At 73.3% G+C, this 15,326-nt stretch carries 14 protein-coding genes; 11 read left to right on the top strand and 3 right to left on the bottom strand.

Annotated features, from left to right (window positions below):
- Positions 1 to 65: 65 nt before the first annotated feature.
- The 4 genes from PV410_RS00675 to PV410_RS00660 all read left to right on the top strand — a co-directional run bounded on the left by PV410_RS00675 (position 66) and on the right by PV410_RS00660 (position 4,605).
- Positions 66 to 659: a CGNR zinc finger domain-containing protein gene (locus PV410_RS00675; protein WP_500321599.1), complete on the top strand. Its 594-nt coding sequence runs from the start codon at positions 66 to 68 to the stop codon at positions 657 to 659.
- Between the two features lie 193 nt (positions 660 to 852).
- Positions 853 to 2,313 (top strand): hypothetical protein, encoded by a 1,461-nt coding sequence (locus PV410_RS00670; RefSeq protein WP_500321598.1) that lies wholly within the window; start codon positions 853 to 855, stop codon positions 2,311 to 2,313.
- Between the two features lie 130 nt (positions 2,314 to 2,443).
- Positions 2,444 to 3,289, top strand: coding sequence for a nitrilase-related carbon-nitrogen hydrolase (locus PV410_RS00665; protein WP_500321597.1), 846 nt, complete (start codon positions 2,444 to 2,446; stop codon positions 3,287 to 3,289).
- Positions 3,290 to 3,297: 8 nt separating this feature from the next.
- Positions 3,298 to 4,605, top strand: coding sequence for an aspartate aminotransferase family protein (locus tag PV410_RS00660; protein WP_500321596.1), 1,308 nt, complete (start codon positions 3,298 to 3,300; stop codon positions 4,603 to 4,605).
- Between the two features lie 49 nt (positions 4,606 to 4,654).
- Here the strand turns inward: PV410_RS00660 and PV410_RS00655 are convergent, their stop codons facing one another.
- Both PV410_RS00655 and PV410_RS00650 read right to left on the bottom strand, forming a co-directional pair.
- Positions 4,655 to 5,494: an endonuclease/exonuclease/phosphatase family protein gene (locus PV410_RS00655; RefSeq protein WP_500321595.1), complete on the bottom strand. Its 840-nt coding sequence runs from the start codon at positions 5,492 to 5,494 to the stop codon at positions 4,655 to 4,657.
- Positions 5,491 to 6,177 (bottom strand): hypothetical protein, encoded by a 687-nt coding sequence (locus PV410_RS00650; protein WP_500321594.1) that lies wholly within the window; start codon positions 6,175 to 6,177, stop codon positions 5,491 to 5,493. The genes PV410_RS00655 and PV410_RS00650 overlap by 4 nt, the downstream gene beginning before the upstream one ends.
- A gap of 294 nt (positions 6,178 to 6,471) precedes the next feature.
- Between PV410_RS00650 and hydA the strand changes: the two genes are divergently transcribed.
- From hydA to PV410_RS00620, 6 genes are all read left to right on the top strand, one after another.
- A complete protein-coding gene (hydA, locus tag PV410_RS00645; protein WP_500321593.1) occupies positions 6,472 to 7,878 on the top strand; it encodes a dihydropyrimidinase in 1,407 nt (468 codons plus the stop codon).
- Between the two features lie 17 nt (positions 7,879 to 7,895).
- A complete protein-coding gene (locus tag PV410_RS00640; protein WP_500321592.1) occupies positions 7,896 to 8,915 on the top strand; it encodes a TIGR03842 family LLM class F420-dependent oxidoreductase in 1,020 nt (339 codons plus the stop codon).
- 18 nt (positions 8,916 to 8,933) lie between these two features.
- On the top strand, positions 8,934 to 10,472 hold the full coding sequence (locus PV410_RS00635; RefSeq protein ID WP_500321591.1) for an NCS1 family nucleobase:cation symporter-1: 1,539 nt from the start codon (positions 8,934 to 8,936) through the stop codon (positions 10,470 to 10,472).
- A 57-nt stretch (positions 10,473 to 10,529) separates the two neighbouring features.
- Complete coding sequence (locus tag PV410_RS00630) at positions 10,530 to 11,348, top strand: inositol monophosphatase family protein (protein ID WP_500321590.1); 819 nt, start codon at positions 10,530 to 10,532, stop codon at positions 11,346 to 11,348.
- The gene (locus PV410_RS00625) at positions 11,345 to 12,775 is read left to right on the top strand and encodes a phytoene desaturase family protein (RefSeq protein WP_500321589.1); all 1,431 of its coding nucleotides are present in this window, start codon (positions 11,345 to 11,347) and stop codon (positions 12,773 to 12,775) included. Before PV410_RS00630 ends, PV410_RS00625 begins: the two co-directional genes overlap by 4 nt.
- Before the next feature lie 106 nt (positions 12,776 to 12,881).
- Positions 12,882 to 13,865, top strand: coding sequence for an aldo/keto reductase (locus PV410_RS00620; RefSeq protein WP_500321588.1), 984 nt, complete (start codon positions 12,882 to 12,884; stop codon positions 13,863 to 13,865).
- Between the two features lie 60 nt (positions 13,866 to 13,925).
- Here the strand turns inward: PV410_RS00620 and PV410_RS00615 are convergent, their stop codons facing one another.
- A complete protein-coding gene (locus PV410_RS00615; RefSeq protein ID WP_500321587.1) occupies positions 13,926 to 14,666 on the bottom strand; it encodes an SIR2 family NAD-dependent protein deacylase in 741 nt (246 codons plus the stop codon).
- A gap of 154 nt (positions 14,667 to 14,820) precedes the next feature.
- Here PV410_RS00615 and PV410_RS00610 point away from each other — a divergent pair, with 154 nt between their 5' ends.
- Positions 14,821 to 15,324 carry a cupin domain-containing protein gene (locus PV410_RS00610; RefSeq protein ID WP_500321586.1) on the top strand — a complete coding sequence of 168 codons (504 nt, stop codon included), beginning with the start codon at positions 14,821 to 14,823 and terminating at the stop codon, positions 15,322 to 15,324.
- Positions 15,325 to 15,326 lie beyond the last annotated feature (2 nt).

Genomic DNA, 15,326 nt, shown 5'->3' with positions numbered 1-15,326 from the left:
TTAATTCGAGTCCTAACATTAGAACGGTAGGGTGCGGCGGGCGGACGATCAAGAGGAGGGGCGCCGTGGAGCGCTACCTGGCCCTGGAACTGGTGAGCACCATCCGGCACGACGGCGACGGAGGGGTCGCCGACGACCTCTGCGACCCCTCCGCGCTGACGGCGTGGGTCCGCGAACACCTTCCCGGGTCCGGCGGCTTCACCGCCGACGATGCCGCCCTCGCCGACGTCCTCGCACTCCGCCGTGCCGTCCGGGCCCTGTTCGCCCGCGCCGTGGCGCCCGGGCCGTCCAGCTCCGCCGACGCCCGGCGTCTGATGCCCGCGGAGGAGGCCCTCGCCCACCTCAACGCCGCCGCGGCTCGGGTCCCCGTCGTCCCCCGGCTCGTGTGGGAGGCGGAGCAGGCTCCCGTGGCCCGTCTCGTGCCCGGGGCGGAGCGCGACGACCCCGCCGCCCGGATCGTCGCCGAACTGGCCCGCGCGGCCGTCGACTTCCTGGCCGGACCCGAGCGGGAACGGCTGCGTGCCTGCACCGCGCCCCGGTGCGTCCGGTACTTCGTCAAGTCCCACGGCCGTCAGGAGTGGTGCAAGCCGTCCTGCGGCAACCGGGCCCGTGTCGCCCGGCATTACCGTCGTCACCACCCGGAGGCGGCCGGGTCCTGAGGGCCGGGGGACGCCTCCGGCGGCGGCCCCGGCCGGGGGCGCGCCGCCGTGCCTCCGCGCGGGGCCCGGGCGCCCGTGCAGCCTCTGCCCCTTCCGTGAAAACTCTCCGTAGCACCGCCGTAACACAGCGGGTGTCGAATGCCGTGCGGACCACACGCTTCCGCCGCCAGGCGGCGGACAGGGAGGAGCGACAGTGGAGCGCGGGGCGCACAGCCAGGCCATCGAGCAGGTAGGCGAGTTCGCCGGGTACCTCCGGGGGCTCGTCGGCGCGGCGGGCGACACGCCCGGCTGGTACGCGGTCTTCGCCGAACGTGATCCCGACGGCGTACGGGCCTGGCTCGACGGCACCGACGTCCCGCCGTGGGACGTCGTCCTCGCCCTCCTCCAGGACGTCGCCACCGCCCGTGGCACCCATCCGGCGCAGGAGGCGGCCCAGCGCGCCCGCAGGCTGCATGCTGCCGCCGTCGCCGCCCACGACGCCGTACCGGGCGGGGAGGCGGCGCTGAGTTCACGGCTGGACGTCTTACTCCGGGAACGCCAGTACGCGGTGCTGCACGAGCGTGACGTCGCCGCCGCGCTGCGCGGCGCCCCCACCCCCGCGGAGGCGGAGCGTCTGGGCAACGAGCTTGCCTGGGCCCGCGACGACCGCGAACGGGCCGTCGCGCGCTGCGCGGAGGTGCAGGCGCGCCTCGACGCGGTCCGCTCCCGCCCCGCCGTGCCCGACGGGTGGTTCCGCCCGGAGGCGGACCGGCTCCCCCGGGTGCCGACGCCCCGCGCCCCGGCCACGCCCCCGTACCCGCCCGACGCCGGCCAGGCCGCCGCACCCGCACCCGCACCCGCGCCCGGCGACGGCACCCCCGCGCAGGCCCGGACGGACCACCGGCCCTCCGGGCGTGCGAGCAAGGAACGCCCGCGCGGCGGAGCACGGTACGGCGGGGCCCGCTTCGCCGGGGCGCCCGAGGCCGAGGTGGTCGTGCCGCCGGTCGTGCCGCCCGTGGTGGCACCGGAGGACGGCGCCGCCCCCGGCCCCCGCGGGGCGCGCTTCGCCGGCGCGGCGGGCCAGGACACCCCCCACGCCCGCGAGGCCGCGCACGGGCACACCGACGTCCGGGAGGCGCACGTCCGCAGGGAGGCCGCGCGGGCGACCGCGGCACGCATGGCGGAGCTGCGCCGCACCGGCCGCACCGGCGAGGCGTACGTGCTGATGAGCGAGGCCGTCGCAGGCCCGCCCGAGGACGCTCCCGAGCTCGCGGCCGCGCTGGAGCGCTCGGGACTGGCCGCCGACGTGGCCACCCTGCTGTGGGAGCTGGCCGCGCAGCCCCCGCACCGTCTCGCGGCCGCCGCGATTGCCCTGGACTCGGCCGGCCGCGGTGACGACTGCAGGACCCTGCTGCACCAGGCGGCCGCCCGGCCCGCCGCCGAGATCGCCGCGACCGCCGGGGCCCTCCTCGACGCCGGCCACCGGGACGCGGCGCTGAGCCTGCTGGTCGCCCTCGTGCGCGCCCGCAGCCCGGAGACGGCCGCCGGCATCGCCCACGAGGGCGCCGGGCTCGTCGGCCCGCTCCTGGACGCGGCGGGTCTGGTGTCGGTGTCCAAGCGCCGCGACGTGGCCGCCGCACTGCGCCGAGCGGGTCTGCCCGGCCGCGAAATCTGATCGGCTTCGTTGAGTAACGGCGCCGGTATTGCCACAGTGGGCTGTGGGCTCTTACGTTCGTCCCAGCGCCGGATCTACGTGCGTAGACCAGCCCGCCGTTCCGGCGTGACCTCGCGTCAAAGGAGCTGTCATGCCCAATGTCGTACGCGCCGCGCTCGTCCAGGCGACGTGGACCGGTGACACCGAGTCGATGATCGCTAAGCACGAGGAGCACGCCCGCGAGGCGGCCGCGCGGGGAGCCCAGGTGATCGGCTTCCAGGAGGTGTTCAACTCCCCGTACTTCTGCCAGGTGCAGGAGGCCGAGAACTACCGGTGGGCCGAGCGGGTGCCGGACGGCCCGACCGTGCAGCGCATGCAGGCGCTCGCCCAGGAGACGGGCATGGTGATGGTGGTGCCGGTCTACGAGATCGAGCAGGACGGCTTCTACTACAACACCGCCGCCGTGATCGACGCCGACGGCAGCTACCTCGGCAAGTACCGCAAGCACCACATCCCGCAGGTCAAGGGCTTCTGGGAGAAGTACTACTTCAAGCCCGGCAACCTGGGCTGGCCGGTCTTCGACACGGCCGTCGGCAAGGTCGGCGTCTACATCTGCTACGACCGCCACTTCCCCGAGGGCTGGCGGGCACTCGGCCTCGCCGGCGCGCAACTGGTCTACAACCCCTCGGCGACGCACCGCGGGCTCTCCTCGTACCTGTGGCAGCTGGAGCAGCCGGCCGCGGCCGTCGCCAACGAGTACTTCGTCGCCGCCATCAACCGGGTCGGCCAGGAACCGGACTACGGCGACAACGACTTCTACGGCACGTCCTACTTCGTCGACCCGCGCGGCCAGTTCGTGGGCGACGTCGCCTCCGACAAGGAGGAGCAACTGATCGTGCGCGACCTGGACCTCGACCTGATCCCCGCGGTGCGCCAGCAGTGGGCCTTCTACCGGGACCGCCGCCCTGACGCCTACGGCACCCTGACGGAGGCGTGAACACGTCCATGACCATCACCGAGAACCCGCACGCCGCGCTCCACTCCCGCCACCAGGCCGTGATGCCGCAGTGGCTGGCTACGTACTACCGGGAGCCGATCGAGATCACCCACGGCGAGGGCCGCCACGTCTGGGACGCCGAAGGCCGGCAGTACCTGGACTTCTTCGGCGGCATCCTCACCACCATGACCGCGCACGCCCTGCCCGAGGTCACCGCCGCGGTCCGCGAGCAGGCCGGGAGGATCCTGCACTCCTCCACGCTCTACCTGAGCTCCCATGCGGTCGACCTCGCCGAGCGCATCGCCCGTCTGTCGGGCATCCCGGACGCCCGGGTCTTCTTCACCACCTCCGGCACGGAGGCGAACGACACCGCGCTGCTGCTCGCCACCACGTACCGCAGGTCCAACCAGATCCTGGCGCTGCGCAACAGCTACCACGGCCGCTCCTTCTCGGCGATCGGCATCACCGGCAACACCTCCTGGTCGCCGACGAGCCTGTCGCCGCTGCAGACGCTGTACGTGCACGGGGGCGTCCGGCACCGCGGCCCGTACGCGCACCTGTCCGACGCCGAGTTCACGGCCGCGTGCGTGACGGACCTGGAGGACATGCTCGGCCAGGCCAACGGCCAGGTCGCCGCCCTGATCGCCGAGCCGATCCAGGGCGTCGGGGGCTTCACCTCGGGCCCGGACGGGCTGCTGGCGGCCTTCAAGGAGGTCCTCGACCGGCACGGCATCCTGTGGATCACCGACGAGGTGCAGACCGGCTGGGGCCGCACCGGTGAGCACTTCTGGGGCTGGCAGGCGCACGAGGGCTCCGGCCCGCCGGACGTCCTGACCTTCGCCAAGGGCGTCGGCAACGGCCTGTCCATGGGAGGAGTCGTCGCCCGCGCCGAGGTGATGAACTGCCTCACCGCCAACTCCATCTCCACGTTCGGCGGCAGCCCCATCACCACGGCCGGCGCGCTGGCCAACCTCCAGTACCTCCTCGACCACGACCTGCAGGGCAACGCACGGCGCGTGGGCGGCCTGCTCAAGTCGCGGCTTGAGGCCATCTCCGCCGGGCTCCCGGTGGTCCGGGAGGTGCGCGGCCGCGGACTGATGCTCGGCGTCGAGCTGGCCTCGCCGGCCGCGGCGGGCGTGGTCCTCGAAGCGGCCCGCGAGGGGGGCCTGCTGATCGGCAAGGGCGGGCGGGCCGGCGACGCGCTGCGCATCGCGCCGCCGCTCTCGCTGACCGTCGCCGAAGCGGAGGAAGGCGCCTCGATCCTGGAGTCCGCGCTCAAGCAGGCGCAGAGCGAGCTGGGCGACGGCCCGGCCTGACGGTACGCCACAAGGCCGGGGCCACGGGCCCCGGCCCGCGCCGCCGCGGTCAGAGCTTCAGGTCGACGACGAGCGGCCGGTGGTCGGAGACCGGCACGGCCGGCGCCCACGCCGAGCGCACGGCGGCCCGCCCGACCCCCGCCGCCAGCACGTGGTCGAACTGCACCACGGGACGGTGCGAGGGGTAGGTGCGCGTACGGGCCAGCGCCCGCCAGGCCCCGCCCAGCGCCAGTGAGGGCACCGGGCCCACCAGGTTGAGGTCGCCCAGCAGCAGATGGGGCCGGGGCAGACCGGCGATCCAGCGGCGGACCGCGGTCAACTGGCCCACGTTCCAGCCGGGGACGAACGACAGGTGCACGGCGACCACCGTGAACGGGCCGCGGGCGCCCTCCAGGACGGCGGCCAGCGCGCAGCGCGGCTGGTCGGCCGTCATCCGGAGCCCGGCGAGCCCGGGCACCCGCAGGGGCATGCCCACGGGCGAGGGGGACAGCCGCCGGGCCCGCCATTCCCGTACGGGGAGCCGGGTCGCCAGGGCGATCCCGTGCGACGGCGGGCCCTCGCCCCGGTCCGTGTCCTTGGGCCCGGACACCCGCATCCCGGGTACGGCCGGATCGGGCACCCACCCGGTGCCGGGCACCGAGCGGCCGTGGACCGCCGACGCGTAGCGCCAGTCCCGGGCGCCCGACGCCGCGGCGGCGGCCGCGGCCTGGTCGACCCGGCCGGACCGCTCCTGGAAGCGGTCGAGCTCCTGCAGCGCGAGGACGTCGGCGTTCAGGGACGCGACGGCGCGGGCGAGCGGCTCCCCGGCGGCAGCACCGCCGGGGAAGGGGGCCGGTCCGCCGTCCCTGATCGGCAGGCCGTGCAGCACGTTGAACGTCGCGAGCCTCATGGGCGCCCCACCCGCGGTGCGGCGACGGGCGAGGGTGACGGGGCGTCGGCCCGGCGTCGCGGACGGCCCGGTCTGCGGAAGTGGGCGCACGGCGGGTACGCCTCGAAGGCGACGTCGAGCTCGGGCCCGCGTCGCCGGCCTCCGGGCTCCAGCGCCGGGGTGAACTGCTCGACCAGGGCCATGTGCCCCTTCACCACGCCCTTCTGACGTGGCCCCTGACCGGCCGCCCACGCCAACTGCGTGGCGGCGAAGGAGAACGTGCCGCGGCCGCCGACGAGGAACAGCGTCCACGCGTGGCCGACCGGCCGCAGCCGGTCGCGGGAGTCCGCGTGACGAAACGGCCGCCACCATGCGTCGGCGTCGCGCGCCGTGCGCGCCTCGTCCGTGCGGACCGTCAGTGGCACCCCGCCCGTCAGCCGGTGGCGCAGCCGGGGCCACCGGCTCACCCGCAGGCCCGCCGAGTGGTGGACCAGGACGAGGTCGCCGCGGCCGTCGCGCAGCGGGACGTGGACCGCGAGGGAGAACAGTCCGGCCGGCGTCGAGAGCCCTGCGTGGTCGCCGACCGGGAAGCCGTGCGCGGCGGGGTCGGTGAGCGCCGTGTGACGCGGGGGATGCCAGGTCTGCACGACGCGGGGCTCCACCGGGCCGGTACGCGGGCGGAAGTGACGCAGCCTCAGCCGCATGCGGGATCCTCCATCCTGCCATGGTCGCCGTGCCGCCGCGGCCGGGGCAACGCGATTTCGCACCTCGTCGCCTACAGACCCGCACGCCCGGTTCATGGCATATTGTGAGCGTTCGCCGTACGGGGGTGCGGAGGAGGAGCGAGCGCCCCCGCCGATGGGGAGCAGCGGTATTGCCACCGTGGGTGACCGGTCATACGTTTTCCACCATGGCGGGGTCTACGTGCGTAGAGCCTTTCCGACATGGCATCGAGGTTTCCGGGGACCCCGCCCTCAGCCAGTGGAAGGAGTGGGAGCATGAGCCGCATCGTCATCCGGGGCGGACTGGTCGTCACCGCCGCGGAGGAGGTCCACGCCGACGTCCTCGTCGAGGGGGGCAGGGTCGCCGCCCTCGCGTCGCACGACTCCGACGCGGCGCAGGGCTGGACCGCGTCCGCCGACCGCGTCATCGACGCGACCGGGAAGTACGTCATCCCGGGCGGTGTCGACGCCCACACCCACATGGAGCTGCCCTTCGGCGGTACCCACGCCTCGGACACCTTCGAGACCGGCACCCGGGCCGCCGCTTGGGGCGGTACGACGACGATCGTGGACTTCGCCGTCCAGTCGGTGGGCGAGTCGCTGCGTGCCGGACTCGACACCTGGCACGCCAAGGCCGACGCCCAGTGCGCCGTCGACTACGGCTTCCACATGATCCTCTCCGACGTGAACGAGGACACCCTCAAGGAGATGGACATCCTCGTCGAGGAGGGCGTCACCAGCTTCAAGCTGTTCATGGCCTACCCCGGTGTCTTCTACAGCGACGACGGCAAGATCCTGCGGGCCATGCAGCGCGGTGCCGACAACGGCGGCCTGATCATGATGCACGCGGAGAACGGCATCGCCATCGACGTGCTCGTCGAGCAGGCGCTGGCCGCGGGCAAGACCGACCCCCGCTACCACGGCGAGGTGCGCCACGCCCTCCTCGAGGCCGAGGCGACCCACCGCGCGATCCGGCTGGCCCAGGTCGCGGGCTCCCCGCTCTACGTCGTCCACGTCTCCGCGCAGCAGGCCGTCGAGCAGATCGCCCTCGCCAGGGACGAGGGGCTGAACGTCTTCGGGGAGACGTGCCCGCAGTACCTGTTCCTGTCCACGGACAACATGGCGGAGCCGGACTTCGAGGGCGCCAAGTACGTCTGCTCGACGCCGTTGCGCCCGAAGGAGCACCAGGCGGTGCTCTGGCGGGCCCTGCGGACCAACGACCTGCAGGTGGTGTCCACGGACCACTGCCCGTTCTGCTTCGTGGGGCAGAAGGAACTGGGCCGGGGTGACTTCTCGAAGATCCCCAACGGTCTGCCGGGGGTGGAGAACCGGATGGACCTGCTCCATCAGGCGGTGGTGGACGGGCACATCAGCCGGCGCCGGTGGATCGAGATCGCCTGCGCGACCCCGGCGCGGATGTTCGGGCTGTACCCGCGCAAGGGCACCATCGCGCCGGGCGCGGACGCCGACATCGTCATCTACGACCCCGACGCGGAGCAGGTCATGTCCGCCTCCACCCACCACATGAACGTCGACTACTCGGCCTACGAGGGCCGGCGGATCACCGGCCGGGTCGACACCGTGCTCTCCCGCGGCGAGCCCGTCATCGACGGCCGGGAGTACGTCGGACGGGCGGGCCACGGCCAGTACACCCCGCGCGGAACCTGCCAGTACCTCATCTGAGAAAGGCGCGTGGACCCATGGACTTCGGACTCGTCCTGCAGACGGACCCGCCCGCCTCGGAGGTCGTGGAGCTGATGCGGCGCGCCGAGCGCAACGGCTTCACCCACGGCTGGACCTTCGACTCCACGGTGCTGTGGCAGGAGCCGTTCGTCATCTACAGCCAGATCCTCGCGCGGACGGAGCGGATGGTCGTCGGCTCCATGGTCACCAATCCGGGCACCCGTACCTGGGAGGTGACCGCGTCCACCTTCGCCACGCTGAACGAGATGTTCGGCAACCGGACGATCTGCGGCATCGGCCGGGGCGACTCGGCGATGCGTGTGGCGGGCCGCAAGCCCAACACCCTCGCCCGCATCGAGGAGGCGATGCACGTCATCCGCGATCTCGCCGAGGGCCGCGAGGCCGACCTCGGCGGCACCGTCATCCGCATCCCCTGGATCAAGGAGGGGGCGCAACTGCCGGTGTGGATGGCGGCGTACGGGCCGAAGGCGCTGGCGATCGCCGGGGCGAAGGCGGACGGGTTCATCCTGCAGCTCGCCGACGTCTACCTGACCGAGTGGATGGTCAAGTCGGTCAGGGACGCCGCGGTCGCCGCCGGCCGGGACCCCTCGCAGGTCAAGGTCTGCGTGGCGGCCCCCGCCTACGTCACCGAGGACGACTCCCCGCAGGCGCTGGCCCACGCCCGCGAGCAGTGCCGCTGGTTCGGCGGCATGGTCGGCAACCACGTCGCCGACCTGGTGGCCCGGTACGGCGAACACTCCGCCTCCGTGCCCGACGAACTCACCGACTACATCAAGGCCCGTCAGGGGTACGACTACTCCCACCACGGCCGTTCGGGGAACCCCGACACCACGTTCGTGCCCGACGAGATCGTCGACCGCTTCTGCCTCCTGGGCACCGCCGAGCGGCACATCGAGAAGCTGCGCGCCCTGAAGGCCCTCGGCGTCGACCAGTTCGCGGTCTACGACATGCACGACGCCAAGGAGTCCACCATCGACGCCTACGGCTCCACCGTCATCCCCGCACTGCGCGGCTGAGGGGGGAGCAGCGCACCCATGCCGGCCCCCACGCCGCCCGACCAGATCACGCACCCCGACGGCCGCGTCGAGCTCCGCCTCGACGCGGCCGTGCCGCACGGTCCGTACGCCAACGAGGACCTGCTGCCGATCCCCGTCGCCAAACGGCACTGGACCACCTACAACTTCACCGCGCTGTGGATCGGGATGGCGCACAACATCCCGTCGTGGACGCTCGCCTCCGGCCTGGTGGCCCTCGGCATGGACTGGAAGCAGGCGGTGTTCACCATCGCCCTGGCCAACGTCATCGTGCTCGCGCCGATGCTGCTCACCGGCCACGCGGGCCCCAAGTACGGCATCCCCTTCCCGGTGCTGGCCCGTTCCTCCTTCGGGGTGCGCGGGGCCAACCTCCCGGCGATGCTGCGCGCCGCCGTGGCCTGCGCCTGGTTCGGCATCCAGACCTGGATCGGCGGCCAGGGCATCTTCGTCCTCCTCGGCAAGATCTGGGGCGGCTGGGCGGGCGCCGCGCACGTGGCGGGCTACCCGTGGACGCTGTGGGTCTGCTTCCTCGCCTTCTGGGCGCTGGAACTCGCGATCATCTACCGGGGCATGGAGACGCTCCGCCGCTTCGAGAACTGGGCCGCGCCCTTCGTCCTCGTCGGCGCCGTCGTCCTGCTGGTCTGGATCACCAACAAGGCGGGCGGCCTCGGCCACCTGCTGGACCAGCCCTCCGCCCTCGGCTGGGGCGGGGACTTCTGGAAGGTCTTCTTCCCCGCCCTCATGGGCATGATCGGCTTCTGGTCGACCCTCTCCCTCAACATCCCCGACTTCACCCGTTTCGGGGCCGGGCAGCGCGCCCAGGTCTGGGGCCAGTCGCTCGGGCTGCCGACCACGATGACCTTCTTCGCCGTCCTGTCGGTGCTGGTCACCTCCGGCTCCCAGGCGGTCTATGGCGAGGCCATCTGGGACCCGGTCGAACTGGCCGGCAAGACCGACAACGTCATCGGCCTGCTGTACGCCCTGGTCACGGTGCTGGTGGCCACCATCAGCGTCAACATCGCGGCCAACGTGGTCTCCCCGGCGTACGACCTGTCCAACCTCGCGCCCCGGCACGTCGACTTCCGCACCGGCGCGCTGATCACCGGCGTCGTGGGGGTGCTGATCTTCCCCTGGAAACTGACCTCCACCCCCGAGCTGTACATCTTCACCTGGCTGGGCGTGGTCGGAGGTGTCCTCGGCACCGTGGCCGGCGTCCTCATCGCCGACTACTGGGTCGTCCGGCGCACCCACTTGGCGCTGCCCGAGCTGTACGAGGCAGGTGGCGGCCGTTACTGGTACCACCGCGGCTGGAACTGGCGGGCGGTGCTCGCCCTCGTCGTGGGCGGCCTGCTGGCGGTCGGCGGCTCGTACTCCACCGTCGACGCCGACGGCCGCAAGCAGGGCCCGTTTCCCGTCGACGGCCTGATCCCGCTGCTGAAGCCGCTCGCGGACTACGGCTGGCCGGTCGGCCTGGTCAGCTCGTTCGTGCTGTACAGCGCCCTGATGCGGAAGGCGGGCCCCGCCGCACGGACGGCGTGAACCCGCCAAAGCCACCACGGGTGCGCGGCGCCGCGGACGATCTGGTCTGATGGAGGAGTGATCGATGACGCACTCTTCAAGGCGGTCGAGGACACGGTGCGCGCGACCGCCGAGGCGGAGGTCGTGCCGCGCTGGCGCCGGCTGAGCGCAACCGACATCAGCCACAAGACCGGACCGGGCGACCTGGTCACCGTCGCCGACCGCGAGGCGGAGCTGCGGCTCGCCGAGGAACTGCCGGCGTTGCTGCCCGGTTCGGTCGTGGTGGGGGAGGAGGCCGTGCACGCCGACCCGGGCGTCCTGCGCCGTATCGGCGGGGACGACCCGGTGTGGATCGTCGACCCCGTCGACGGCACCGCCAACTTCGTCGCGGGCAGGCCCGAGTTCGCCACGCTCGTCGCGCTCGCCCGCGGCGGCGAGGTCCACGCCTCCTGGACGTACGTGCCGAGGCTGGCCCTCATGGCCACCGCCCGACGCGGCGGGGGCGCCCTGCTCAACGGCGAGCCGATCCGCACCGCCCGCGACTCCGGCGGGTCCGCGCTCACCGTCGCCACCTCGCAGTTCGCCTTCCTCGACGAACAGGAGCGGCGCCGGTTCGAGGGGCTCGGCACCGACGGCGTCGAGTCCCGTCAGTGCACCTGCGCAGGGCTGGACTACCTGGAGGTCGCCCGGGGCGCCATCGACGCCGTCGCCTTCACCTGGGAGTCGCCCTGGGACCACGCGGCCGGACTGCTGCTGGTCACCGAGGCCGGCGGCGCCAGCATCACCGCGGAGGGCGTGCCCTTCCGCATCGGCGGCGGCAACGCCTTCCCCTTCTCCGTGGCGCGCGACGAGGCGACCGCGCGACGGGTCGTCGACCTCATGGCAGGTGACCGATGAGCAGGGCACACGTCACGGACGTCATCGTCGTCGGAGCCGGGCCCAACGGCCTGACCGCCGCGGTCGAACTCGCCCGCGCCGGGCACTCCGTGGAGCTCTTCGAGGCCGGCGACCAGGTCGGCGGCGGCGCGCGCACCGAGGAGCTGACCCTGCCGGGCTTCCGCCACGACCCGTGCTCGGCCGTGCACCCGCTCGGCGCCGGCTCGCCCGCGTTTAACGCGATGCCGCTCGCCGACCACGGCCTGCGGTGGCTCCACCCCGAGCTGCCGCTCGCGCACCCCTTCGACGACGGCACCGCGGCGGTGCTGGACCGCACCGTCGGCGCGACCGCCGCCTCGCTCGGACCGCGCGACGCGGGCACCTACCGCAGGCTCCTGGCCCCGTACGTCGGCCGCTGGAAGACCCTCGCCCACGACTTCCTGCGCCCCCAGTGGCGGGGACTGCCCCGCGACCCGCTGCGCTTCGCGAGCTTCGGGCTGACCGGGCTGCCGCCGGTGTCCGTGCTCGCCCGGCTGTTCCGCGACGAGAAGGCCCGCGGGCTGCTGGCCGGTCTCGCCGCCCACGCGATCGCCCCGCTGACCAGCCCGCTCACCGGTGCGACGGCGCTGATGTTCGCCGTCTCCGGCCACGAGGTCGGCTGGCCGGTCCCGCGCGGCGGCTCGCAGTCGCTCGCCGACGCCCTCGCGTCCTACCTGCGGCTGCTTGGCGGCACCGTCCACACCGGCGTCATGGTCCGCAAGCTCGACGAGCTGCCGCCGGCGCGCGCGTACGTCTTCGACACCTCGCCGACCGCGCTGGCGCGCATCGCCGGGCTCGGCGACGCGTACCGGAACTACCGCTACGGACCCGCGGTCTGGAAGGTCGACTACGCCCTGGACGGCCCCGTGCCCTGGACCGCGGCAGAGGCCCGCCGGGCCGGCACCGTGCACATCGGGCCGAGCTTCGGCGAGATCGGCGACGCGCTGAACCGGGCGGTACGCGGCCGCCCGCCGCAGACCCCGTTCCTCATCACCGCCCAGCCCACCGTCGTCGACCCCGGGCGGGCGCCCGAGGGCAAGCACGTCTTCTGGGCGTACGGGCACGTGCCCAACGGCTTTCGGGGCGACGCCACCGAGGCCGTCGAGCGGCAGATCGAGCGCTTCGCCCCCGGCTTCCGGGACCTCGTCCTTGCCCGGGCGGTCAGCGGACCGGCCGAACTCGCCGCCCGCAACGCCAACTACGTCGGCGGTGACATCGCCAGCGGGGCCTTCGCCGGCCTCCAGACGGCCTTCCGCCCCAAGCTGCAGTGGAACCCGTACACCACCTCGCGCCCCGGGGTCTTCCTCTGCTCCTCCGCCAGCCCGCCCGGCCCGGGGGTCCACGGCATGTCCGGCCACCACGCGGCCCGCGCCGTGCGCCGCCACCTGGAGGGGACCGCCCGCCGGTAGCCCGGTAGCCCGGTAGCCCGGTAGCCCGGTAGCCCGGTAGCCCGGTAGCCCGGTAGCGCCCGCCCCGTCGGCCGCGGCCGGCGGGGCAGCGACTAGCATCGAAGGCATGGAGCAGCGCGTATTGGGCAGGACGGGCCGCAAGGTGTCCGTCGTGGGTCTCGGCACCTGGCAGCTGGGCGCCGACTGGGGCGAGGTCCGCGAGGAGGACGCACTCGCCGTCCTGGACGCGGCCGTGGCGGAGGGCGTGACCCTCTTCGACACGGCGGACGTCTACGGCGACGGACGCAGCGAGCAGCTGATCGGGCGCTACCTCCGGGAGCGCCCGGACGCCGGGATCTTCGTCGCCACGAAGATGGGCCGCCGGGTCGCCCAGGTCCCCGAGAACTACGTCCTGGACAACTTCCGCGCCTGGAACGACCGGTCCCGGGCCAACCTCGGCGTCGACACCCTCGACCTGGTGCAGCTGCACTGCCCGCCGACCGCCGTCTACTCCTCGGACGCGGTCTTCGACGCCCTCGACACCCTCGTCGAGGAGGAGCGCATCGCGGCCTACGCCGTCAGCGTCGAGACCTGCGAGGAGGCGCTGACCGCGATCGCCCGGCCGGGCGTCGCGAGCGTGCAGATCATCCTCAACGCCTTCCGCCTCAAGCCTCTGGAGCAGGTCCTGCCGGCCGCCGCCGAGGCCGGGGTGGGCATCATCGCCCGCGTGCCCCTCGCCTCCGGCCTGCTGTCCGGCCGCTACACCAAGGACACGGTCTTCCCGGCCGACGACCACCGCACCTACAACCGGCACGGCGAGTCCTTCGACCAGGGCGAGACCTTCTCCGGCGTCGACTACGCGACCGGCCTGGAGGCCGCCGCCGAGTTCACCGCCCTCTCCCCGCAGGGCGCGACCCCGGCCCAGACGGCGCTCCGCTGGATCATCCAGCAGCCCGGCGTCACCACCGTGATCCCCGGCGCCCGCTCCGTCGAGCAGGCCCGCGCCAACGCCGAGGCCGCGGCCCTGCCGCCGCTGCCGCAGAGCACGCTGGACGCCGTGCGGGACCTGTACGACCGGCGCATCCGCGCCCAGGTCCACCACCGCTGGTGACCGCCGCGGCGAACCTGCCCTGAGCCGTGCCCCCGGACGATCCGTCCGGGGGCACGCGCGTCACCCCGCGGCGGCCTCGCGGGCGATCCCGTCCAGGAGCGCGGGCAGCGAGCTCCCGATCGGCTCGCGCACCAGCTCGTCCGCGATCTCGTCGTACGGCGTCGGCTCGGCGTTGACGATCACCAGCCGCGCCCCGTGCTCCGCCGCGATCCCGGCGAGCGACGCCGCAGGCTGCACCTGCAGGCTGGTGCCGACCGCGATGAAGACCGTGCAGCCCTTGGCGATGGCCATCGCGTTGCCCAGCACCACCGGATCCAGCCGCTGCCCGAACATGACGGTCGCCGACTTCAGGATCCCGCCGCACTTTCCGCACGCCGGGTCCGGCTCGCCCGCCCGGACCCGCGCCAGCGCCTGGTCCATCGGCGCCCGGTCGTGGCACCGCGTGCACACGACGGTGCGGGCCGTGCCGTGCAGCTCCAGCACCTTGCGCTCGGGCAGCCCCGCCATCTGGTGCAGCCCGTCGACGTTCTGCGTGATCACGCGCACCGCCACGCCCGACCGCTCCAGCCGGACGATCGCGTCATGCCCCGCGTTGGGCCGAGCCTCCAGCGTCGGGCTCTCCATGCGCATCCGCCACGACCTGCGGCGCACATCGGGATCGGCCATGTAGTGCTCGTACGTCACGAGCTTCTCCGCCTCCGGATCGCGCCGCCACAGCCCGTTCGGACCGCGGTAGTCCGGGATGCCGGAGTCGGTGGAGATACCTGCGCCACTGAGGACGGCTACGAGAGGCCTGGCCATGCGCCGAGGGTAGGACGGCTGGCGGCCCGGCGCGAACGTATATCGGGGGTGCCGCTCGCCCACCGGCCACACCCGCGTTCACCTGCGATTTTGTCTCGACTAACAGCGGTCGTGAACAGTCTCGTACCACTGGACCAAGCAGGGAAAGGTGACCATGAAGCAGTCAGCAGAGGTCTCGCGGGCCCCCCGATCCTTGAGCATCCGCCGGGGGAACTCCCTTGAGTTCGTCGAGTCGCACCCGAGTGAGCCGGGCAAGGGCGTCAGGGTGGCGCATTTCCTCGGCCCGGACAGCGGCGCCAGCCACTTGTCGATCGCGATCGTCGAACTCGAGCCCGGTGGCCAGGTCATCGGTCACCGGCACCCGTTCGAGGAGTCGTTCTTCGTCCTGGAGGGCAACCCGCTGCTCGCGGTGGCCGACCACCGGTACGCCCTGCGTCCCCATGACTTCGGCCTCGTGCCCTACGCCGTCGGTCACGCGTGGAGCAACCCCACGGATCAGCGCGTGCGCATGTTGCGTGTGCACGCTCCCCAGCCGCGCCCCATCGACGGCAGGGGGACGTGGGGGGTGTTCGAAGCGCCTGAGACCCGGGTGCCGACGCAGGGCGTGGCCGTCGACGAACTCGACCCGGCCAAGCCGTACGTCGGTCACTTCGATTAGAC

It is taken from the genome of Streptomyces sp. PA03-5A (assembly GCF_033792725.1).
Classification (GTDB): domain Bacteria; phylum Actinomycetota; class Actinomycetes; order Streptomycetales; family Streptomycetaceae; genus Actinacidiphila.
This window is presented reverse-complemented; position numbering and strand designations above follow the sequence as displayed.